Source organism: Shewanella sp. 5_MG-2023 (assembly GCF_030547465.1).
Lineage (GTDB): Bacteria > Pseudomonadota > Gammaproteobacteria > Enterobacterales > Shewanellaceae > Shewanella.
In genome coordinates this window covers 64890-87509 of sequence record NZ_JAUORC010000024.1, presented here as the reverse complement: position 1 = coordinate 87509, position 22620 = coordinate 64890, and the positions used below count along the sequence as shown (strand labels likewise).

Genomic DNA, 22620 nt, shown 5'->3' with positions numbered 1-22620 from the left:
GTCGATTAGCTCAGCTGGGAGAGCACCTCCCTTACAAGGAGGGGGTCACTGGTTCGAGCCCAGTATCGACCACCATTTTCTTCGATTTATCCTCTTCAAGTCATAATATTTTACTCTCAATGAACACTCATTCATCAGTTATAAATTTATTTAATATTTCTTGTGTTTTCTTAGCTTAACCGCTGCAGATAAAGTAACTCTTGCCGCTTAATGACATAAAAAACGCCCAGTTTCGATAGAAGTCAAAAGTGAGCGTCATAAAAGTGTGTTATTTATTGTGGAATGTTAATCAACGCCTAAAAAGCCGCCAGTTTGATGGGACCAAAGTTGGGCATAAATACCCTCAGACTTGATCAACTCTTGGTGAGTTCCTTGCTCAACGATCTGGCCTTTATTAATGACAATTAGTCTGTCCATAGCCGCGATGGTTGATAGTCGGTGAGCAATGGCAATCACGGTTTTACCTTCCATTAATTCATATAAACTTTCCTGAATTGCCGCCTCAACTTCGGAATCTAATGCTGAAGTGGCTTCATCTAGTAGTAAAATCGGGGCATTTTTCAATAATACTCGGGCAATTGCAATACGTTGGCGTTGACCGCCAGAGAGTTTTACCCCACGTTCACCCACTTGTGCATCTAAGCCTGTATTACCAAAGGGATCTGATAAATCATCAATAAACTCGGCTGCTTGAGCCTGCGCAATGGCTGCTTGAAGCTGTTGCTCCGAAGCATTAGGATCGCCATAGAGGATGTTTTCTCGAATTGAGCGATGCAGTAGTGAGGTATCTTGAGTTACCATGCCGATTTTAGCCCGCAGCGAATCTTGGGTAACATCGGTAATCGGTTGATCGTCAATACTCACTTGACCTTTTTCAACATCGTGAAAGCGCATTAGCAAGTTAACGAGCGTTGATTTACCAGCGCCAGAACGACCTACTAAACCGACCTTTTCACCGGCTTTAATGTTTAAATTCAGATTGCTAATCACCCCTGATTTTTCGCCGTAATGAAAACTAACATCGTTAAAGTCAATTTTACCTTTGCTAACAACAATATCTTTAGCGCCAGGTTTATCTTCAATTTCAATGGGTTTTGATAAGGTATTCATCCCATCAGTGACAGTACCGATATTTTCAAACAGTGAGCTTATTTCCCACATGATCCATTGAGACATGCCGTTTAAACGCAGTGCTAAGCTAACAGCAATAGCAATCGCACCCACAGTAATCGCATTATCTGCCCAAAGCCAAATTGAAACCGCCGCAATGGTAAATGCTAAAAGGTAATTTATGATCTGCACTAAAACGTTAATGATGGTCACAAGGCGCATTTGGCCGTAGACGGTTTTAAGAAAGCCCATCATGCTGTCTTGGGCGTATTCAGCCTCTTGCTTGGTATGAGAAAACAGCTTCACGGTGGAAATATTGGTATAACTATCAACGATCCTGCCAGTCATGGTCGAGCGGGCATCTGCTTGCTTGGCTGAAATGGCTTTTAGCTTTGGCACTAACTTCCACTGAATAGCAATATACGCAAATAGCCACACCAGCATTGGCAGCATTAAGCGCACGTCAGCACTGGCGATCATCACCAGCATTGAAGTGAAATAGATGATGATATACATCAATACATCTAACAGTTTCATGACGGTTTCACGCACTGCTAATGAGGTTTGCATTACTTTAGTGGCAATGCGGCCGGCAAAGTCATCCTGATAAAATGAAACGCTTTGTTTTAGTAAGTATCGATGTGCTTGCCACCTGATGGCCATAGGGTAATTACCCAGCAAGGTTTGATGCACGATAGCCGCATGCAAAGCCACTAATAACGGAATAATCACCAGTACTACCACAGACATCAATATTAAGGTGCTACCTTCATCTTGCATTAAGGTCTGTGGGTTTTTAGTGACTAACCAGTCAACTAATTTGCCCATAAAGCCAAATAATGACACTTCTAAAATCGCCAAAGTCGCTGTCAAAATTGACATGATGATTAAGTGTTTTTCAAAACCGCGGGTGTAATGACGGCAAAAGGCATAAACGCCTTTTGGGGCTTGGCTGGGTTCTTCTGAAGGTAATGGGTTGGTAAGGGATTCAAAGAATTTAAACATCTATTTCTCAATATTTGAAACGGGAACAGCAATATATACAGAGGATACCTTAACTTGGTGCTGACTTGTTAGCTAAGTGTTAGTTAGATTGTTTCGATACTTGTAGGCTAGCATTAAATGGGGTCAGTGGTTGAGTTCCGTTTTCCGCTAGTGACTAGCGTCATTATTCGCTAAAGTGACGCTAATAATCTTCAAGCTGCTATTAACCAGCTTACATAAACGGGTAACGATAACATGTCTCCTAAAGCAGTGCTAAACAGCGAGAAGTCTTTAGCACCTATAGCCAGCAGTCAGGCGTGCAGTTTAGCTGCTAATGTTTGCCGTCAAGCAAGGCTAAGCCGTGATGCGCGTTTTGATGGGCATTTTTTTACTGGGGTTTTAACCACAGGGATTTATTGCCGCTCAATTTGCCCTGCGACGGCACCTAAAGAGCAAAACGTGCGTTACTTTGACTCTGCGATTAAAGCTGCTCAGGCGGGGCTTAGGCCTTGTTTACGTTGCCGCCCTGATAGTGCGCCACAATCCAATGCATGGAAGGGCACTCAAACCAGTTTGCAGCGAGCGATAGCCCTGATTGATGGCGGTTGTTTAAGTGGCGAACAGGGTCAAACACTTGCATCATTATCACAACGGCTGGGTATTAGTAGCCGCTATTTAAGCCAACTCTTTAATAAGCAGCTAGGCACCTCGCCAAAAAAATATGCTATTTATCGACAACTGATGTTTGCTAAACAGCTGTTACATCAAACCAGCTTGCCAATAACGGACGTGGCATTAGCTGCAGGTTTTAATAGTATCAGACGCTTTAATGAAGTTTTTAAGGAGCAGTTGCAATTGACCCCATCCCAATTAAGGCATGATAGCGCCAAGGTAAATGTTGCTACCAAAGCTGACGGTATTAGCCTGTTATTAGATTACCGCCCGCCGTTTAATTGGTCGAAACAGTGGTCGTTTTACCAGTTAAGAAGCGTTGAAAACATGGAGTGGCTTGATGAGGCATCAAAGGCTTATGGCCGCAGTTTTTGTTTAAATGTTAATCATCGGCAGGTTAGCGGCACCATTGATGTATTACCGCTAAAAGATAAACACCAATTGTCACTTACGGTGAAATTTGAACGTGCTGACGACTTAGACTATTTACATCATGTGGTGCTGTTTGTGCGTAAGTTATTGGATTTAGATGCGGATATGGCGGTTATCCATCAATCATTTAAGTCACTTGTCGACATGGGGTTAACCCCTACAGAGGGTTTACGGATCCCTGCCACAGCCTCGGTGTTTGAAGCCGGATGCCGGGCAGTATTAGGTCAGCAAGTGAGTGTGGTACAGGCAAGTAAGCTACTGAATATCTTGGTGAGGAGTTATGGTAAAAAGCTCGTAATTTCAGATCGTGAGCTTATCTTATTTCCAACCCCGCAAGCGATAGCAGCGGCAAGTTTAACTGAATTTAACATGCCAGCATCACGCAAAGCCGCGCTTAATTTGTTAGGTCAGTTTGTCGCTGAGCACCCAGACGCAAGCCCTGATGATTGGCTCAGCGTTAAAGGTATTGGCCCATGGACTATTGCCTATGCCAAAATGCGCGGTCAAGGCGATCCGGATATCTTTTTAAGTGGCGATTTAGTGATAAAAAACCGCTTGAAAGTTCTGCGCTGCCAGCATGGGAAGGTTGATGGGCAGACAGAAGCGCTTACCGGTAAAGCCTATCGACAATTTTGCGACAAGATTGCCAAGGATGTCAGCCCATGGGGCAGCTATGTCACTTTTCAATTATGGAATAGTAATGAAAGTTAATAATCAACCGCCGATTTACCTGCAAATTGAGCTAAGCCCTGTGGGTTACTTGAAGCTGCGAGCCTCAGAATTAGGCCTTACCCATTTGCAAGTGGTCAGTGAGGCAGACGCTGTCGATAGTGGCGATATTATCGATGCAAGTGCTGACTCAATTGAGCAAGCTCAAAAACATGTGCAGCAAGCCATCACAGAACTTAATGAATATTTTGCCGGTAAGCGCAGTGAATTTGACGTCACGCTTGCAGCTACTGGTACTGTGTTTCAGCATGAGGTTTGGCAAGCGCTGCGAGAGCTGCCGTTTGGGCAGGTATGCAGTTATGGCGATATCGCCAATAAAATTAATCGACCTAAAGCAGTTAGGGCGGTGGGCGCTGCCAATGGTGCTAATCCCATAGCGATAATCGTGCCGTGTCATCGAGTGATTGGTAAAAATGGTACCTTAACCGGTTATGCCTATGGCCTTAAAATGAAACAAGCTTTGTTGTCATTAGAATCAGCTGATTAATCGAATGCGGCTTGTTTCATCATCTATGAGCAGTAATTCATCATTGCTTGATCTATTTCGCTAACTTAAGCGGCATAAATACGCTAAAATAGCTGGCTATACCTTATTTTGAGCACTTGAAATTAATGACCTCTGCTACTGATCGCAAAGATGATACCCAAACGAGCCTAAATGCTGACACCCTTTTAGCGACGCAATTTGAAACTAATACCGTTAGTTTCACCGAAATGGGCTTAATCTCGCCATTATTAGCGCGGTTAACTGAACTTGAGTACCTCACTCCAACGCCGATCCAAGCGCAGGCCATTCCTCACGTATTAGCGGGTAAAGATTTACTGGCTGGTGCTAATACTGGCTCTGGTAAAACCGCAGCATTCGCTTTACCGATTTTGCAGCAGTTAAGTCAGTCTGCTGGGGCGTCAAAAAATAAAGGTAACTTTGTTTCAGCGTTGATTTTAGTGCCGACCCGCGAGCTTGCAAAGCAAGTCGCCGATAGCGTTAAATCCTATGCTGTGCATTTTAATGGCGCCATTAAAACCGTTGCCGTGTTTGGCGGCGTGTCAGTGAATACTCAAATGCTGGCCCTTCGCGGCGGCGCAGATGTACTTGTGGCAACTCCTGGGCGATTATTAGATTTAATCTCAAGTAACGCCATTAAGCTTGATAAGGTAAAAACCTTAGTGCTTGATGAAGCCGATCGTATGTTAAGCCTTGGTTTTACTGACGAGCTGGCTTCAATATTAAAATTAATGCCTGAGAAAAAGCAAAAACTGTTGTTTTCAGCAACTTTCCCAGAGGAAGTTCGCACCCTTACGGCGAGTTTACTGGTTGAGCCAGTAGACATTCAGTTGCAAAGCGCCGAAGAAAGCACCTTAGTGCAACGGGCATTTACCGTAAACCGTGAAAGTAAAACCGCATTATTAGCCCATTTGATCAAAGAGCATAAATGGCGCCAAGCATTGATTTTCGTTAATGCTAAAAATAGCTGTAAGCACTTGGCTGAAAAACTATCAAAACGGGGTATTAGCGCTGAAGTTTTCCATGGCGACAAAGCCCAAGGCGCCCGTAATCGTGTGCTAGATGGATTTAAGTCAGGTGAGATTGAGGTATTAATTGCCACCGATATCGCCGCACGTGGTTTAGACATTGATAAGCTCCCAGTGGTTATCAATTTCGATTTACCAAGAAGTCCTGCTGATTACATGCATCGTATTGGCAGAAGTGGTCGTGCCGGTGAAGTTGGTTTAGCGATATCATTATTAGCCCATGCGGATTACCATCATTTTAAAGTGATTGAGAAAAAAAATGCCCTGCGTTTAGAGCGTGAGCAAGTTGCTGGCTTTGAAGCCGATGAGCAAATGCCTGATGACTTGTTAGAGCTTGATAAGCCAATGGCAAAACCTGAAGGCACAGGTAAGAAAAAGCGTAAAAAGAAAGCCGAAGTCAATGTCGATTTTTGGGCTCATATTAAAAAACCTGAACAAGACTAATTCAGCCTTAGTCCCGAGAGAACGCCCCATTTCATAGTTAACAAGAGTATTAACGTTTTTATGAAGCAGTTATTTTGGTTAGTAGAGGGGGTCATTGCAGGTCGCAGTGGCCCTAATAAACACCCTTGGGATTTAGCGGAATTAAAAGCGGCAGGTATTGGCGCTATTTTATCGGTCAATGATGGTGACGAGGTCGCAGCTGCCGCCATAGAAGCGTTAGGGCTAAAATATTGCTGCACTCCTTTTTCAAATAATATCCCACCGCAAGAGGGTGATGAGGCTATTTGCGTTGCGCAAATGCCAACAGCGTTGGCCTTTATCAGAGAGTGTGAAGCGCAAAATATTGCGGTACTTATCCATTGCCGCTCCGGTAAAGACCGCACGGGCATCATGATGGCGTATTACTTAATGGATAATGGCGCAGCGCCAGTCCATGCTGTGAGTCAAGTGCGCAGTGTAAGAGACATTGCTTTTAGCGCTGAAGGTTGGGATCAATTTGTATTTGATGTCTTGTATGCGCTGCAAGATTAAACCATAGTTATACAGCGCATCTGTGACGGCTTATGATAGCGGTCATGTTAGCAATACGCTTAAACAATAGTGTAAAAGGCTGCCTGATAATAGAGCCCCAGTAAAACCTGAGTCAAATTGAAAGGAAGCCATCAATGTCCAAAAACAATTCTGTCATATTCGTTTGTTGTGTATTGTGTTTAACTCTCATTGGCTGCGCCAATCGCGCTGAATTCAAGCCTCTTTCTCAGCAGTATAAACTCGCGCCTGTCACAGACTCTCCTTTAGCACAATACATTCAATCTCAACTGCAGCAGTCCTCACCTCAGTACTCTTCACTTCAGTACTCTCAAACTAGCAGCCAAAGCAATGATGATACTCAAGCAGAGTTAAGTTTAACGGGAGTTAACCCCCTTAGTGATGGCATTGATGCTTTTATTGCTCGTTTAGCCATGATTGAAGCAGCCACTGAAAGCATCGACTTGCAATACTACATTTATCGCAATGATGAAACCGGGAAAATCCTCAGTTTATTTCTCTATAAAGCCGCTCAGCGCGGGGTGCGAGTTAGGGTGTTGCTGGATGATTTAACCACAGCAAATGGCGACGATGGCTTAATGGCCATTGCAACTCACCCTAATATTTCAGTGCGTTTGTTTAATCCATCCTATGAACGTCAGTATCGTGGACTGGCATTTTTATGGAACTTTAGCCGCCTCAATCATCGTATGCATAACAAATCACTGACCATTGATAATTTAGTGACAGTGGTTGGGGGGAGAAATATTGGCGCTGAATACTTTTCAGCAGATGAGAATGTCGATTTTGGTGATTTTGATTTACTGGCCATTGGCGACGCTGTTGATAAGGTATCAACCCAATTTGATACTTATTGGAACTCGGCCCAAGTTAATAGCATTGAGCAATTGGTAAAGGCCGCTGAGCCATATCAAGGCAATAATACAAATCCTGAGCAAGATAACGTGCTAGCGAAACTGGATGCCAGAGCAAGCATTCTTGAGAAGAGCTTAATGACCGATGAATATGTTACTCGTTTAGAAAAAAATACCTTATTAGATCGCCTGCAAAATCAAGGGTTACAGTGGTATTGGGGCGAAGCCCAAGTGGTGTATGATCCGCCAAATAAACTTGAAAGAAACCCTAATGACAGCATTTTATTAGATGACTTAAGTTATTTTTTTGAGCAAGCGCAGCATCAATTACTGATTGTCTCGCCTTACTTTGTCCCAGGCGATGCGGCAACCCATGCATTAATCAATGAAGTAAAACGGGGTAAAGAGGTCACCATAGTGACTAACAGTTTAGCTGCAACGGATGTATTAGCGGTTCATGCAGGGTATCAGCAGTACCGCCAAAAACTCATTGAAGGCGGGGTTAAGATTTATGAAGTAAAAGGCAATGCCAAGGGCCAAAAATCTAAAAAAACCAGTTGGAAAGGTAGCAGTCGCACGAGTTTACATGCCAAAACCTTTATTATTGATGAGCAAACACTCTTTGTTGGTTCGTTTAATTTTGATCCCCGCTCAGCACTGATCAACACCGAAATGGGCTTAATTATTGATAATGAGATGCTGGCTAAAAAGATCCTTGCAGGGCTTGCGCTGTCAGCAAATGATAAAGCTTATGAAGTGGTGTTAAAAAATGGCGAGCTGGTGTGGCTTGACCATCAGCATCATAAAATTATTTATGCAGAGCCCGGTGCTGGCTTTTGGCGTAAGTTTTTAGCTGATTTTTTAGCATTGTTGCCAATAGAGTCCCAGCTGTAGTTTTCTAATTGATAAAGCAAATTAGCGACTTAACCCCCGAAATTCAGATTTGAATTTGATATGACGAAAAGGCTGTGGTTAACTTTAAATAATCAGTTTTAATCGGCAATATTATGAAAAGTAAAGCAAGCCAGTCACAAGGATTGTTACTGTTTCACCTTTCCCATACTCAGCAGTTTGCTTTGGGCACCTTAAAAGTTCGCGAAATTGTCCCGTACACGCGTTTGTCGGTTATTCCGAAATCCCATCCGTCAATATTAGGTGCAGCAACCATACGCAGTAAAACCATTGCGGTGATTGATATGGCTGCATCGATTGGTTTTAAGCCGATAGATCCAAGCGACTATGATAAATGCAATATTATCATCACTGATTGCCAGCGAATGGTGATAGGCTTTTTGGTTAGAGGAATTGACAAAATAATTGAGTGTAACTGGCGAGATATTGAGGCGCCGGCAGCGAACTTAGGCCATCAGGTTTTTCTTACTGGGGTTGCTCGCCTTGATGGCAAATTAGTGCAATTGTTGGATGTCGAGTTATTAATGGCAAAATTATTCCCCTATGATCCCGACGCTAATCGAGCTATTTTGACAGATATTCAACGAGAGAAATTAAAGCCACTGAATATCTTATTAGTGGATGATTCTAAAGTCGCTCGAAAGCAACTTTCAGATGCACTCGATTCTATCAATATCCCTTATTCTGTCACCGCAGATGGCCATGATGCACTACAGATCATGCAACGGGCTGCAGATAACCAAAAACCTATAGATTTGTTAGTGAGTGATATTGAAATGCCAGGACTTGATGGTTATGAGCTTGCATTTGAAGTCAAAAATAACCCGCAACTTGCCAATGCCTATATTATTTTACATACCTCTTTATCCAGTGAAATTAGTGTCAGCCAGGCTAAACAAGTTGGCGCCGATGAAGCGTTAACAAAATTTGATGCCCATGAATTAATTGATGCTATTCTCCGAGGGGCAAAATAACAATTTTCATCTAATACAATAATTTGCCAATAATGAAACGCGCTAAATTTCATCACATGTTGGCTAAATGTGGTTTGTTTGGGAATGTACGGTAATATTAGTGCATCATTTTGCAGCGACACTAGACTTTAGCCATCCCATCCGATATATACCTATCAGAGCTTATTAAAATCCCGTTATTCGATTTTTAAAAAGTCACAAATATTAGAGCTTAATAAAAGCCATAAATATAAAAATATAGGTCAAGCAATGAATCAAAATCCATCACTGTTAGCGCGATTAGCTAATGGCAGTTTAGTGTTACAAATTCTCGCCGGTATTGTACTGGGTATTCTTCTCGCCACATTTTCAACTTCAGCAGCAGGGCAGGTTTCCTTCCTTGGTGATTTATTTGTTGGAGCATTAAAAGCAGTCGCACCGATCTTAGTGTTTGTACTGGTGGCATCATCAATTGCAAATCAAAAGAAAAATGCCCATACCAATATGCGTCCTATTATTGGTTTGTATTTAGCGGGCACATTTGCTGCCGCGTTAACTGCAGTACTGTTTAGTTTTGCCTTTCCGACAACATTAGTACTTGTTGGCGGCGTTGAGGGGACTAATCCTCCTCAAGGTATCGCAGAAGTGTTAAATACCTTGTTATTTAAAATTGTTGATAATCCAGTGAATGCACTGCTTACCGGTAACTATATTGGTATTTTAGCCTGGAGTATTGGTTTAGGTATTGCTTTACACCACGCCAATGAGTCGACAAAGAAAGTTATTTCAGACTTAAGCGATGGCGTAACCGCAATCGTACGCTTTGTGATCCGCTTTGCGCCTATTGGTATCTTTGGCTTAGTGTCGGGCACCATTGCGGCAACAGGCTTTGATGCATTAGCAGGCTATGCGCAATTACTTGCAGTATTGGTAGGCGCTATGGCCTTTATTGCTTTAGTGGTTAACCCGATTATGGTTTACGTAAAAATCAAACGTAACCCTTATCCATTAGTGTTTAAGTGTTTACGTGAAAGTGGCGTAACGGCGTTTTTCACCCGTTCAAGTGCTGCCAACATTCCAGTGAATATGGCTTTATGTGAAGAGTTAAAGCTGCATAAAGATACTTACTCAGTGTCAATCCCATTAGGCGCAACCATTAATATGGGCGGCGCGGCAATTACTATTACCGTACTGACTCTTGCAGCTGCTCATACCTTAGGTATTCAAGTTGACTTCTTAACAGCAGTGTTATTAAGTGTGGTTGCTGCAGTATCGGCATGTGGCGCTTCAGGCGTTGCTGGTGGCTCATTACTGCTTATTCCGCTTGCGTGTAGCTTGTTTGGGATCTCTAATGATGTGGCGATGCAAGTTGTTGCTGTAGGCTTTATTATTGGCGTTATTCAAGATTCTGCGGAAACTGCGCTAAATAGCTCAACGGATGTGGTATTCACCGCTGCAGCTTGTGAAGCGGCTGAGAATAAAGCAAACGGTTAAGGGTTAAGCTTAAAAAGCTTCGACCTCTAATGTGAGATAATAAAAAACCGACAACTTGTCGGTTTTTTTGTATCTGCATACTTATTTTAGCGCCAGTTAAATTGTTTTTAGCAAAAAGGGTGTTTGCTAAAAAAAGTGCGTTGCTTTTGAGTGTACGGGTGAATAATTGTCAGCATTTGCGCATGCAAGCTAAGGCGCTTTTTGGCTTTAGCTGTAATGTCATCACCGTAAAAGTTATCACCAAGTATCACATGGTTAAGTGCTAGCATATGAACACGTAACTGATGAGTACGGCCTGTTTCTGGCATCAACTTAACCAAGGTATGATTTGCAAAACGCTCGATGACTTCATAGTGAGTAATCGCTGATTTACCTTGATCTGATACCACTTGAAATGGTGGGTTTTCTTTGTCGCCAGCTAACGATAAATCAATCGTGCCACTGTCAGCGCCCATAACACCATCTACTTCAGCGATATAAACTTTCTTGGTTTTTCTATCTTGAAACTGAGTTTTAAGATGAGACTCGGCTTTTTTATTGCGGGCAAATACCATGATGCCAGAGGTGTCGCAGTCTAAGCGATGTACCAAAATAGCTTCAGGGTAGAGTTTTTGTAAACGAGTAATAGCACAATCATGGGTATTGGCAGCTTTGCCAGGATTTGCTAATAAGCCGGCAGGTTTATTAATAACAATGATATCTCGGTCTTTATAACGGATATCAAGCCATGGAATACTAGGTGGTTGGTAGTCAAAAATTTGCATTTAGTCGCATCGGTTTACAAAAATAGGTGACTATTTTAGCAAATAAACGGCGCTGCAGTAATGGATATCAACCGCTAAAGTAAAATAGCCTCAATTAATCGGCTATTTGATTGCGGCAAATCAGTTATGGCAGGTATTGTTCAGGTGTCTTACGGCTATAGATACGGCTATAGGCCATTAACTGTGGATAGAAAGTACGAAAAGCAATCTCAATTTCAACATATAACTTGTCAACGTCGCTGATGGCCGTCTTAAAAAGCTCAGGTTTTGAAATACGTTGACTCACACCTTCAATTGCTTTGTTTAGCCCAGCTCTTGTTTGGTAGCTCATTAACCAATCTTGTTCGATGACTTTTGGGATGATCAATTGCAGCTTTTCCGGCAGTTCGGCGGTATGTTGCAGGCTATGGTATGCCTTTTGAGTAAACTCAGATAACGATTGCTGATGATACTCATCCCAGTAGAAAGCAAGGTAATGATCAAACACTAAATCAATTAAAATTGGCGCCACACGGCGTGAACTTTTTGGAAATAATTTGATTAAATCGGTGATTAATTCATGGCTGTCAGTAATTTGATCGATTTGTCGATGTAGCCATAAACCTTGTTGCAAATGCTTTGGGAAGTGTTTTATATCGCCCTTGGCAAAGTCTCCAGCAAGATTGGCTGCTAAGTGGCTGTCGCTAATATCAGCTAAATGTAGGTGCGCTAGAAAGTTCATATTTTGTACTTTTATTTTTGAAAATTTACAGTATGATACTAAACAACAAAATTGGAAATATAGTAACAACTGACTGTAAGATTCATCATATAGATTTCTCTTTAAAAGTCATGGCTATTATTTACAATTTGTACTTATGGAAGATATTTTATGCCTGTTGAAATTTGGGCTGTAGGGATCATGGATGATGAAAAACTGGATAAAATCAGTATTAAGGCAGCAGTCTGCTAAAAAACGTAAAAAAGTTGACATAGACCTCAAGATTGAAAGCCATTCTTTTAAACCTGACAGTTTATGTAATTCTGCCGATAAAAATTTGTTTTCATCAGTATCTGAAGTTGATGATAATTTAGCAAATGTACAATCAGCGAATTCAAAATAACCCTATTTCGTGGTTTTTTAAACGCCGCGCTTAAGCCAGATCCCCAACTGATTTTAATGTTGGCGTTAGCCATTAGCCGCTGGCGTGCATTAATCGATCACTATTTCATACCCTTTGCTTGATATTAGCAGTTACTAGTCCTAGACTAGCGCGGTTTTTATTGTCTATAAAAGAGTATCGAAAATGCGCGTAGCAGACTTTTCTTTTGAATTACCAGATGAGCTTATTGCTCGATATCCAATGGCTGAGCGAAATGCTTCGCGTTTATTGACCTTAGATGGCAATTCAGGTGAGTTGGCCGATAAGCAATTTACCGATGTCCTGTCGAAAGTGAATAGCGGTGACTTGATGGTATTTAATAATACCCGTGTTATTCCAGCACGTTTGTTTGGTCAAAAAGCAAGCGGTGGTAAATTGGAAATGTTGGTGGAGAGAATGCTTGATGATAAGCGTATTCTTGCCCATGTTCGTTGCTCTAAGTCTCCTAAAGTTGACTCTATGATTATTGTTGACGGTGGCTACAAAATGAAAATGCTAGCCCGTCATGACGCTTTATTTGAGTTAGCCCTTGAAGATGATAAAACCATTTTAGAAGTACTTGAAGAAGTTGGTCATATGCCTTTGCCGCCGTATATCGATCGTCCCGATGAGGATGCTGATAAAGAGCGCTATCAAACGGTTTATAACCAAACCCCCGGCGCTGTGGCAGCACCTACAGCAGGTTTGCACTTTGATGATGCCATGCTTGAGGCGCTAAAAAACAAAGGCGTTAATATCGCTTTTGTAACCTTGCATGTAGGCGCGGGTACTTTTCAGCCAGTGCGAGTGGATACCATCGATGAACATGTGATGCATTCTGAGTGGGCTGAAGTTAGCCAAGAGGTTGTCGACTTAATTGCTCAAACTAAAGCGGCGGGCAAACGCGTTGTTGCTGTAGGCACTACATCAGTGCGTTCATTAGAAAGCGCTGCGAAAGCCTGTGGTGATGACCCGTTGACGGAATTTAAAGGCGATACCGATATTTTTATTTATCCAGGATATCAGTTCAAAGTTATTGATGCCATGGTGACTAATTTTCATTTACCAGAGTCAACCTTGATTATGTTAATCAGTGCATTTTCGGGTTATGAAAATGTGATGAAGGCTTATCAGCATGCGATTGAGCACAAATACCGCTTTTTTAGCTATGGCGATGCCATGTTTTTAACGAAAAAAGCCCCGTAACGATTGATTTTGATCTAAAATACCCGCCCACAGAGGTGGGTATTTTTTTGGGTTTATTTTGTAGCCTCACTTGAAGTTGCAACATTTGCCCTCATGTCTTAATGAAACAACAGCGAGTCAGACTGTTTATCTGGCAAGGTGATTTATGAAATTTGAATTAGATACAACTGATGGTCGCGCACGTCGTGGTCGTCTGATTTTTGAGCGCGGCACCGTTGAAACTCCAGCATTTATGCCAGTAGGTACTTACGGTACTGTGAAAGGGATGACGCCTGAAGAAGTTAGAGCCACAGGCGCTGATATTCTGTTAGGTAACACCTTCCATTTATGGCTTCGCCCAGGTGAAGAAATCATGCGTAAGCATGGCGATCTTCATGATTTTATGAATTGGCAGCGTCCAATTTTGACTGACTCTGGCGGGTTCCAGGTATTTAGCTTGGGTGATATTCGTAAAATCACTGAAGAAGGGGTGCATTTCCGTTCGCCTATCAATGGTGAGAAGATTTTCTTAGACCCTGAAAAGTCGATGCAAATTCAAGACTCATTAGGCAGCGATGTGGTGATGATTTTTGACGAATGTACGCCATATCCTGCAACACATGATGAAGCGCGTAAGTCGATGCAAATGTCATTACGTTGGGCACAGCGTTCACGTGACGAATTTAACCGTTTAGAAAATCCGAACTCGTTATTCGGTATTATCCAAGGCGGTGTGTACGAAGATTTGCGTGATGAAAGTATTAAGGGCTTAACTGAAATCGGATTTGATGGCTACGCCGTAGGTGGTTTAGCTGTTGGAGAGCCCAAAGAAGATATGCACCGTATTTTAGAGCATGTTTGTCCTCAGATCCCTGAAGATAAGCCTCGCTACTTAATGGGCGTTGGTAAGCCAGAAGATTTAGTTGAAGGCGTCCGTCGTGGTGTGGATATGTTTGATTGTGTTATGCCAACCCGTAACGCACGTAATGGTCACTTATTTACTTCTGAAGGCGTGATTAAAATTCGTAATGCTCGTCATCGCGATGATACTTCTACCCTTGATGAAAATTGTGATTGTTATACCTGTAAAAACTACACCCGCGCGTATTTATATCACTTAGATCGCTGCAATGAGATCTTAGGTGCGCGTTTAAACACCATTCACAACCTACGTTACTATCAAATGTTGATGGAAGGTTTGCGTGGCGCAATTCAGACAGGTACATTAGACGCCTTCGTGACAGAGTTTTACACCAAACTGGGTCGTGAAGTACCAGAACTATAGTTGACTGATTTTTTTTAGAAAATAAGAAGAGAGTAATATGTTAATTTCAAATGCATACGCAAACGCAGCAGGCGCTCCTCAAGGTGGCGGCACCATGGAACTGATTTTCATGCTAGTTATTTTTGGCTTGATCTTCTACTTCATGATCTTCCGTCCGCAGTCTAAGCGTGTAAAAGAGCACAAAAACTTAATGTCTGCATTAAGTAAAGGTGATGAAGTGCTTACAAGCGGTGGCATTTTAGGCAAGATTGCTAAAATCAGCGATGATAGTGATTATGTTTTATTAAGCATTAATGAAACCAGTCAGATCACCATTAAAAAGGACTATATTGCAGCGGTATTGCCAAAAGGCTCTATCCAGTCGTTGTAAGCCAAGAGGGCTCAGGTGTGTTAAATAAATACCCAATGTGGAAGAACATCATGGTGATGCTAGTCATCGCCATTGGTGCTTTTTACGCAACTCCAAACCTATTTGGTGAGGATCATGCAGTACAAGTCGTAGCGACTCGTGGTGCAGAAGTGACAACTTCAACTCTATCGACAGTAAACGGATTACTTGAAAGTAAAGGCATTGCGGTAAAGCGCTCTGAGCTCGAAGATGGGCAATTACTTGTCCGTGTTCAAAATTCTGAGCAGCAATTGCTTGCTAAAGAAGCCATTGCTGATTCATTAGGTGATAAATATACCGTTGCATTAAACCTAGCGCCGGCGACACCTGAGTGGCTTGAAGCCCTTGGTGGATCACCAATGAAGTTTGGTTTGGATTTACGCGGCGGTGTTCACTTCTTAATGGAAGTGGATATGGGCGAAGCTATTCGTAAGATGGAAGAAGCCAAAATTGCTGATTTTAGAAGCCAATTACGTGAAGAGAAAATTCGTTACGCAGGTGTTCGTAAAACTGCAAAAGGCCTTGAGATTAAATTCCGTGATGCTGAAAACTTAGCCAAAGCAGAACGCTTCTTAAAGTCTCGCAATAATAATGAAATGGTATTTAATGATGGTAGCAGCGGTGAAAACTTTGCCCTGTATGCCACCATGAGTGATAGCTACCTTAGTCAAATTAAGGAAGAAGCACTACAGCAAAACATGACGACTATTCGTAATCGTGTTAACGAACTGGGTGTTGCTGAGCCGGTAGTACAGCGTCAAGGCGCTGAACGTATTATTGTTGAACTGCCAGGTGTACAAGACACTGCGCGTGCAAAAGAAATTTTAGGTGCTACAGCATCAATTGAATTTCGCATGGTTGATCAAAACACTGATCAAAGCGCAGCAGCAAATGGCCGCGTACCTGCGACCTCAGAGGTATTTCCTCGTCGTTCAGGTGGCATTGCGGTGCTGAAAAAAGAAGTGATGTTAACTGGTGATCATATTACCGGTGCCCAACCTTCTTTTGATGAATATAGTCGCCCACAAGTATCGATTAACTTAGATGCTAAAGGTGGCAACATCTTCTCTAACGTCACTAAAGACAACATTGGTAACCCAATGGCGACTTTATTTATTGAGTATAAGGATAGCGGTATTCGCAATCCTGATGGCTCAGTGAAAATGACTAAAATTGAAGAAGTTATTTCAGTTGCTACCATTCAAGCTCGTCTAGGCCGAAATTTCGTTATTAACGGTCTTGATCATTCTGAAGCACAAAGCTTAGCGTTATTACTTCGTGCAGGTGCGCTTATTGCGCCAGTGACGATTGTAGAAGAACGTACTATTGGTCCAAGCCTTGGTGCACAAAATGTTGAAAATGGTATCCAAGCAATGATTTGGGGCTTGGCAGTTGTTTTAGTCTTTATGCTTATCTATTACCGTGCATTTGGTGTTATCGCAAACTTAGCACTTACCGCTAACTTAGTGATGGTTGTTGGCGTGATGTCAATGATCCCAGGTGCCGTATTAACCCTGCCTGGTATTGCCGGTATGGTATTGACCGTTGGTATGGCAGTAGATGGTAACGTGCTGATTTACGAACGTATCCGTGAAGAGTTACTTGCTGGACGCAGTGTTCAACAAGCGATTCATGAAGGTTACGCCAATGCATTTTCAACCATTGCTGATGCAAACATTACCACCTTTATGACGGCATTAATTTTATTTGCTGTGGGTACGGGCGCGGTTAAAGGTTTCGCAATTACTCTGATGATTGGTATTGCAACGTCAATGTTTACTTCTATCGTGGGAACGCGCGTTATCGTGAATCTCATGTGGGGTGGTAAACGCGTTAAGAAACTATCAATTTAAGGAGTTGACCATGTTACAAATATTTTCAGTAAAGAAAACGATCAACTTTCTAAAACATGCAATGCCAATCAGTGTTTTATCAATGATTTTGGTGGTGGCTTCTTTTGTGTCATTAGGCACAAAAGGCATCAACTGGGGTCTTGATTTTACTGGTGGTACGGTTGTTGAGTTAGAGTTTTCAAAACCAGTAGACTTATTAGAGCTACGTGCTGAATACAGTACTGATGGCGCTGACGGAGCAGTAGTGCAAAATTTCGGTTCAAGCCGAGATATCTTAGTACGTTTACCTGTTCGTGATGATCTAAAAAGTGATGATCAAGTCGCTGCGATTGTGCACGGTGCTCAAGTTATTGATGCCAACGTTATTCAAAAGCGTGTTGAATTTGTTGGCCCTCAAGTGGGGAAAGAGTTAGCAGAGCAAGGCGGCTTAGCCGTGATTGTGGCGTTAATTTGTATTCTCATTTACGTATCATTCCGCTTCGAATGGCGTTTAGCAATGGGCTCTGTTGCCGCACTTGCTCACGATGTCATCGTCACCTTAGGCATTTTCTCTATTTTACAATTAGAGTTTGATTTAACGGTATTAGCAGGTTTGCTTACGGTAGTGGGTTACTCGTTGAACGATACCATCGTAGTCTATGACCGTATCCGCGAGAACTTCTTGAAGATGCGTAAAGGCGGTCCTGATGAAGTGGTTAATACGTCTATCACGCAGACAATGAGCCGTACTATTATTACTACAGGTACTACCTTAGTGGTGGTGATTGCGCTATTCCTTAAGGGCGGTAGCATGATCCATGGTTTCGCAACGGCGCTACTGTGTGGTATTTTTGTTGGTACTTACTCATCTATTTACGTGGCAAGTTACTTAGCCATTAAATTGGGTATTTGTCGCGAGCATATGATGCCAGTTGAGATTGAGAAAGAAGGTGCTGATCAACCTTCAATGATGCCTTAATCTTAAGCCGCAACACAAAAAAGCCACTCAATCGAGTGGCTTTTTTATTGGAATGTATTTCTTAAATTTAAATACTGATGTTTAAGCTGCTTGCAGGGATAACTTGCTGGGATAACAAGTGCCTATAAACTTCAGCTTTAATGGATGCAATGAACTGGCTGTTAGTCGGGTGATGAATATCCAATGCAACCCAGCCATCAGTGGACATTTGTTCTAACTGAGTAAATTTAGTGCCTGAAATAGTGTCAGCATCCCACTGCCCAGTAGCTTTAATTATGCCAACCGAAGAGTGTAAGCGGCTAATAGAAAACCCCATCATATTTGGCTTAATTCCATTTGGTACTCAGCTTGGCCTTTTTCACCAGAAGTAAATGCGCCTTTACCAGCAATGTTAATCAACTCGCCTTGGCCAGAATTTGGCACGATAATGAAGTCACTGCTGGCGACACCACTTTCAAACTTACCATTGTGCTGCAATACAAAGCTGCCGGACTTGCCATTAATGCTGACTTCCACGTTTTCAAAACCACAAAACACTGCTTTGCCATCTGCGTTATAACACATGATATATTTGGGCTGGCTGACACCTTCAAGATCGCCTGAGTACATTTGGCTAATACTTGCTGAGGTTTGCTTAGCACCATCAGGGTGTTCTATATCTGTGGCTTCATCCCAATTTGTAATTTGAAATACACCGGATATTTGCAGATTCATATGATTCTCCTTTAAAGGCTATCAAGAGCATATAATGAGTATAAAGTTTAATCAATGCTCGACAGCAAGAACCATTTACAAGTACGATGATTAAAAATTTGCCATCAGAGCAATGCAGTAGGAATAATAATGGACAATAGAAAAGTACTCTTAACGGGCGGTAATTTACTCCAAGCGCATACTTGGAAAGGGCTGCTTGAAACAAATGGCATATTGGTAGAATTGACCGGTGAAGCTTTACTCGGTGGTGTTGGTGAGTTACCCACTGAAATGCAAACTGTGGATATCTGGGTTTGTCAAAATCAACTCGAGCAAGCTAAAACGCTGTTAGAGTCTCATAATATGGACTGTCCGCAATGGCAATGCCTTCAATGTCATGAGATGAATGAAGGCAGTTTTGAACTGTGCTGGCAATGCAGCTCGCCACAAAGTACCACCCACAACTAACATTGACCTTTTACCGCTGTAAAAATCTTAAGATTGAATCATTATTATTGATACTAAATAAGACGATGACAATGGCACTATTAACTGGTTATAGTTGATTATCTTAATTATTTTGCGAGTGATCGATGCAGTATTTTCCATTATTTGTGGATACCAAAAATTTACAGGTACTAGTTGTTGGTGCCGGAGAAGTGGCCACTAGAAAGCTTGATTTGCTGTCACGTACCGAAGCTGACATTACTGTTATTGCCCCGGATATCGCTCAAGAAATTCAAAGCTATCATCAAAAAGGGCGAATTCGATTACATAGGCGCGTTATTGAAGCAGCTGATATTGCTGATTATGATGTGATCTACATGGCCACAGCCAATGAACAACTCAATAAAGACTATGCCGTTTTAGCCACCCAAAAAGGCATTTGGGTCAATGTGGTTGATAATCCCAGTTTTTGCCGCTTTATAACACCTTCCATCGTCGACAGAGGTCGCTTAGTCGTTGCCATCAGTACCGCTGGCGCCGCGCCAGTGTTTGCTCGCACTATTCGTTCCCGACTTGAAACGCTATTGCCCCAGTCATTGAGCCCTCTATTTGATTTTGTTGCGTCAAAGCGCACTGAAGTGCAGCAAAAAATCAGTTCTGGTAAAGATAGACGTTTATTTTGGGAGCGATTCTTTAAACTAAACAGTGATCGTTTTGATAGTGTGACAGAAGCTCATTATCAAGATGCATTTAGCAGTTTAGCTGCCGATGGCGAAATATTATTGTTAGATGAAAACGATAACGCGGCCTTATTGCCTATTGCCGCTATGCCATTATTGCAGAAAATTGAAGTAATTTATCGGGACAGTCCGCTGACTGAAAATGGCGTTAGTACCGATATTAATGAACTTATAAGACGTGATGCTAGCCGCGAAGCTGTCCCTAATTTCAGTGAAATTGCAGCAAAATATCACCATGGCGAGCGCATGCTATTGGTGCTAGACACTGAAAAGTTAAAAAAATTTAAAGCACATTTCCCCATGGCGAAGCATCTTCAACCTGGGGCTTTATAGTCATTTTTGTGGGGATATTTACTGCCTAGCTTAATGGTAAATTGACTGAGCTAAAAACATATTCTAAACCGAGTTTCATACTTGTGCTAAACAGGTTAGACTCGGTTTTTTTATTTGTATGGAACTCCCATGGCGCCTAAAGCTACCGTCTATAAAGCAACAATTCAAATCGCTGATATGGATAGACATTACTATGCCGATCATCAACTTACCATTGCCCAGCATCCTTCAGAAACGGATAGCCGCATGATGGTGAGAATTTTAGCGTTTATTATGAATGCGTCGGACTCGCTGCAATTTAGCAAAGGGCTTTGTGTTGAAGATGAACCTGAGCTATGGGAAAAAAGCTTATCTGATGAAATCAATTTATGGATTGAATTTGGCCAAGCTGATGAGAAGTGGCTGCGTAAAGCTTGTGGTCGGTCAAAGCAGGTTCAGTTAATCACCTACAGTGGTCGCAGTGTGCCTATTTGGTGGAAGCAAAATGAACAAGCACTGCAACGCTATAAAAACTTAAGTGTATTTAATATAGCTGAAGAAAGTGTTGCAGCAATGGAAGTGTTTGTTAACCGCAACATGAAATTGCAGGTGAGTATTACTGATGGCGAAATTTGGTTGTCTGATGAAGCCAATAGCCTGATGGTTCAACCTGAGCGTTTAAAGTAAGGTCAACCAAAGAGCTTATAATTGTTTTAAACCTTTAAATTATACATTTTGCACTATAATTTACAGGTTAACCTGTCTAAATTAAGCCGTCGTATACCACTATCAAGTTTGCCTATGCCAAAACCTGATAGTGGCAAATTAAACTATGAAGTCATTGCAAGTGATTATAATTTAGAAGCTTTAATTGTAATAAGCTTGATAACTTCCCTCAATTAGACTCGATAACACCCAGAAATATCGGTTGTTTTGTCAAAAAAGGAAGTTTTTAATGAAAACACTAAATTTATATTCAGTTGACAAAGTCGATGAGCTTGCCCGCCCTGAAGTGTCTGAGCATATCAATATTTATTCAGCCGCCGCTGCGGTGTTTACTGATTTTAGCCAGCTAAAACCTTTTGTAATTGAAATAAATACCGCTGCGGTAGACGTTGAACATTTAATGAAACAATCCCATGTCAGGTTAAAAATTGTCATTGATCAACAAGGGCATTTTATGGGGCTGGTGAGTTTACAAATGCTTCATAGCCAAGAAATGCTTAAGCAGGTCGCCGCAGGTTTTTCGCGAGATCAACTTTTATTGAGTGACTTTATGTTGCCAAAAAATAAGCTAAAAGCCATTGATTATGTGGAACTGGTTAAAGCGCGAATTATTGATGTCATTGAAACGCTGAAGCATTCCCAGCATCAGCACTGCTTAGTTGTTGACGAGCGAGCCCACGTTATTCGTGGCTTAATTTCGGCTAATGATATTGTGCGAACCTTAAAACTCCCCATTGATGTGAATTTAAATCCCAGCTTTATGGAGATTGCCGATAATGTCGAAAAACTGAAAGCCGCGAGTTAACCGCACTCAACGTCGATTAATCAAGGTCAATTAATCAAGGTCAATTTATCAAGCTTGATGTGTTGTTTTTATATCAGTAAAACAATAATGTGTAATGATTAAGCATGATATTTACACGGAGCAAGGATGCAGATCAAAAAAGCACAGCGCCATGATGCCACAGTGGCATTTGATATTCGAAACCAAGCAATACTAAGCCAATGCAAAGGGCATTATGATGACGCAATGCTGGTAGCTTGGACGGATGGTGAGCTGCCAATAACATTTGTCGATGCATTTTCGGAGCATGGCTATGTTGCTGTGGTCAATGATGCAGTGGTAGGTGTTGGCATGATTGACGTTAACCATGATGCCGGCAAAAGTTTCGCTGTTGCTACTGGCATGGTCGATGGGATGTTTGTGCACCCCAGTACTTTTGGTCTAGGTGTCGGCAGGGCGATGTTACAACAACTCGAAACCGTCGCAATTGAAGCAGGCTGTAAAAAATTAATATTGGATGCTTCTTTAAATGCAGCTGATTTTTATCGCGCTTGTGGTTTTAAAGGTGACAAGCATTCAATTTACCATTCCCCAAGAGGCCTTAAACTTGCTTGTATACCAATGGAAAAGTTAATCATTAAATGAGCTAATTAATCATCAGTTGGCAGATTTTACCCATTAAAAAGGGCTTCAATAGA

23 protein-coding genes are annotated in these 22620 nt (G+C 41.9%); 18 read left to right on the top strand and 5 right to left on the bottom strand.

The window, feature by feature from the left end; genetic code table 11:
- Window positions 1-285 precede the first annotated feature (285 nt).
- Window positions 286-2115, bottom strand: coding sequence for an ABC transporter ATP-binding protein (locus tag Q4557_RS14925; RefSeq protein WP_303413684.1), 1830 nt, complete (start codon window positions 2113-2115; stop codon window positions 286-288).
- Between the two features lie 234 nt (window positions 2116-2349).
- Between Q4557_RS14925 and Q4557_RS14920 the strand changes: the two genes are divergently transcribed.
- The 7 genes from Q4557_RS14920 (at window position 2350) to sstT (ending at window position 10666) form a co-directional block, all read left to right on the top strand.
- The gene (locus Q4557_RS14920) at window positions 2350-3909 is read left to right on the top strand and encodes an Ada metal-binding domain-containing protein (RefSeq protein WP_303413682.1); all 1560 of its coding nucleotides are present in this window, start codon (window positions 2350-2352) and stop codon (window positions 3907-3909) included.
- Complete coding sequence (locus Q4557_RS14915; protein ID WP_102439671.1) at window positions 3899-4414, top strand: methylated-DNA--[protein]-cysteine S-methyltransferase; 516 nt, start codon at window positions 3899-3901, stop codon at window positions 4412-4414. Before Q4557_RS14920 ends, Q4557_RS14915 begins: the two co-directional genes overlap by 11 nt.
- A 227-nt stretch (window positions 4415-4641) precedes the next feature.
- Window positions 4642-5904 (top strand): DEAD/DEAH box helicase, encoded by a 1263-nt coding sequence (locus Q4557_RS14910; RefSeq protein WP_241900950.1) that lies wholly within the window; start codon window positions 4642-4644, stop codon window positions 5902-5904.
- Window positions 5905-5964: 60 nt separating this feature from the next.
- Entirely contained in the window at window positions 5965-6435 is a 471-nt protein-coding gene (locus tag Q4557_RS14905; protein WP_102439669.1) for a dual specificity protein phosphatase family protein, read from the top strand.
- A 134-nt stretch (window positions 6436-6569) separates the two neighbouring features.
- Window positions 6570-8201 (top strand): phospholipase D family protein, encoded by a 1632-nt coding sequence (locus Q4557_RS14900; RefSeq protein WP_303413679.1) that lies wholly within the window; start codon window positions 6570-6572, stop codon window positions 8199-8201.
- Between the two features lie 113 nt (window positions 8202-8314).
- Window positions 8315-9193 carry a chemotaxis protein CheV gene (locus Q4557_RS14895; protein WP_102476183.1) on the top strand — a complete coding sequence of 293 codons (879 nt, stop codon included), beginning with the start codon at window positions 8315-8317 and terminating at the stop codon, window positions 9191-9193.
- 249 nt (window positions 9194-9442) lie between these two features.
- Complete coding sequence (gene sstT / locus Q4557_RS14890) at window positions 9443-10666, top strand: serine/threonine transporter SstT (RefSeq protein ID WP_303413677.1); 1224 nt, start codon at window positions 9443-9445, stop codon at window positions 10664-10666.
- Window positions 10667-10773: 107 nt separating this feature from the next.
- Here sstT and Q4557_RS14885 read toward each other — a convergent pair whose 3' ends face one another.
- On the bottom strand, window positions 10774-11430 hold the full coding sequence (locus Q4557_RS14885) for an RluA family pseudouridine synthase (RefSeq protein WP_102439665.1): 657 nt from the start codon (window positions 11428-11430) through the stop codon (window positions 10774-10776).
- Between the two features lie 124 nt (window positions 11431-11554).
- Window positions 11555-12151 (bottom strand): ACP phosphodiesterase, encoded by a 597-nt coding sequence (locus Q4557_RS14880; RefSeq protein ID WP_102439664.1) that lies wholly within the window; start codon window positions 12149-12151, stop codon window positions 11555-11557.
- A 184-nt stretch (window positions 12152-12335) separates the two neighbouring features.
- Here Q4557_RS14880 and Q4557_RS14875 point away from each other — a divergent pair, with 184 nt between their 5' ends.
- The 6 genes from Q4557_RS14875 (at window position 12336) to secF (ending at window position 18220) form a co-directional block, all read left to right on the top strand.
- Window positions 12336-12533, top strand: a complete 198-nt coding sequence (locus tag Q4557_RS14875) for a hypothetical protein (protein WP_102476182.1) — start codon at window positions 12336-12338, stop codon at window positions 12531-12533.
- Window positions 12534-12716: 183 nt separating this feature from the next.
- Window positions 12717-13757, top strand: coding sequence for a tRNA preQ1(34) S-adenosylmethionine ribosyltransferase-isomerase QueA (gene queA / locus Q4557_RS14870; protein ID WP_102476181.1), 1041 nt, complete (start codon window positions 12717-12719; stop codon window positions 13755-13757).
- Between the two features lie 145 nt (window positions 13758-13902).
- Entirely contained in the window at window positions 13903-15021 is a 1119-nt protein-coding gene (gene tgt / locus Q4557_RS14865; protein ID WP_102439661.1) for a tRNA guanosine(34) transglycosylase Tgt, read from the top strand.
- 37 nt (window positions 15022-15058) lie between these two features.
- A complete protein-coding gene (gene yajC, locus Q4557_RS14860; RefSeq protein WP_076542918.1) occupies window positions 15059-15391 on the top strand; it encodes a preprotein translocase subunit YajC in 333 nt (110 codons plus the stop codon).
- Between the two features lie 17 nt (window positions 15392-15408).
- Entirely contained in the window at window positions 15409-17262 is a 1854-nt protein-coding gene (secD, locus tag Q4557_RS14855; protein WP_102439660.1) for a protein translocase subunit SecD, read from the top strand.
- A gap of 10 nt (window positions 17263-17272) precedes the next feature.
- Window positions 17273-18220, top strand: coding sequence for a protein translocase subunit SecF (secF, locus tag Q4557_RS14850; protein ID WP_076542916.1), 948 nt, complete (start codon window positions 17273-17275; stop codon window positions 18218-18220).
- A 67-nt stretch (window positions 18221-18287) separates the two neighbouring features.
- Here secF and Q4557_RS14845 read toward each other — a convergent pair whose 3' ends face one another.
- Both Q4557_RS14845 and Q4557_RS14840 read right to left on the bottom strand, forming a co-directional pair.
- The gene (locus Q4557_RS14845; protein WP_303413671.1) at window positions 18288-18539 is read right to left on the bottom strand and encodes a hypothetical protein; all 252 of its coding nucleotides are present in this window, start codon (window positions 18537-18539) and stop codon (window positions 18288-18290) included.
- Window positions 18536-18934 (bottom strand): DUF3224 domain-containing protein, encoded by a 399-nt coding sequence (locus Q4557_RS14840; protein WP_303413669.1) that lies wholly within the window; start codon window positions 18932-18934, stop codon window positions 18536-18538. Before Q4557_RS14840 ends, Q4557_RS14845 begins: the two co-directional genes overlap by 4 nt.
- Window positions 18935-19063: 129 nt before the next feature.
- Between Q4557_RS14840 and Q4557_RS14835 the strand changes: the two genes are divergently transcribed.
- From Q4557_RS14835 to Q4557_RS14815, 5 genes are all read left to right on the top strand, one after another.
- A complete protein-coding gene (locus tag Q4557_RS14835; protein ID WP_102439657.1) occupies window positions 19064-19381 on the top strand; it encodes a DUF2007 domain-containing protein in 318 nt (105 codons plus the stop codon).
- A 125-nt stretch (window positions 19382-19506) separates the two neighbouring features.
- Complete coding sequence (locus tag Q4557_RS14830) at window positions 19507-20433, top strand: bifunctional precorrin-2 dehydrogenase/sirohydrochlorin ferrochelatase (protein WP_102476178.1); 927 nt, start codon at window positions 19507-19509, stop codon at window positions 20431-20433.
- Between the two features lie 129 nt (window positions 20434-20562).
- Window positions 20563-21099, top strand: a complete 537-nt coding sequence (locus tag Q4557_RS14825; RefSeq protein WP_102439655.1) for a YaeQ family protein — start codon at window positions 20563-20565, stop codon at window positions 21097-21099.
- A 268-nt stretch (window positions 21100-21367) separates the two neighbouring features.
- Window positions 21368-21943 carry a CBS domain-containing protein gene (locus Q4557_RS14820; RefSeq protein ID WP_303413666.1) on the top strand — a complete coding sequence of 192 codons (576 nt, stop codon included), beginning with the start codon at window positions 21368-21370 and terminating at the stop codon, window positions 21941-21943.
- 126 nt (window positions 21944-22069) lie between these two features.
- A complete protein-coding gene (locus Q4557_RS14815; RefSeq protein ID WP_303413664.1) occupies window positions 22070-22567 on the top strand; it encodes a GNAT family N-acetyltransferase in 498 nt (165 codons plus the stop codon).
- The last annotated feature ends 53 nt before the right edge of the window (window positions 22568-22620 follow it).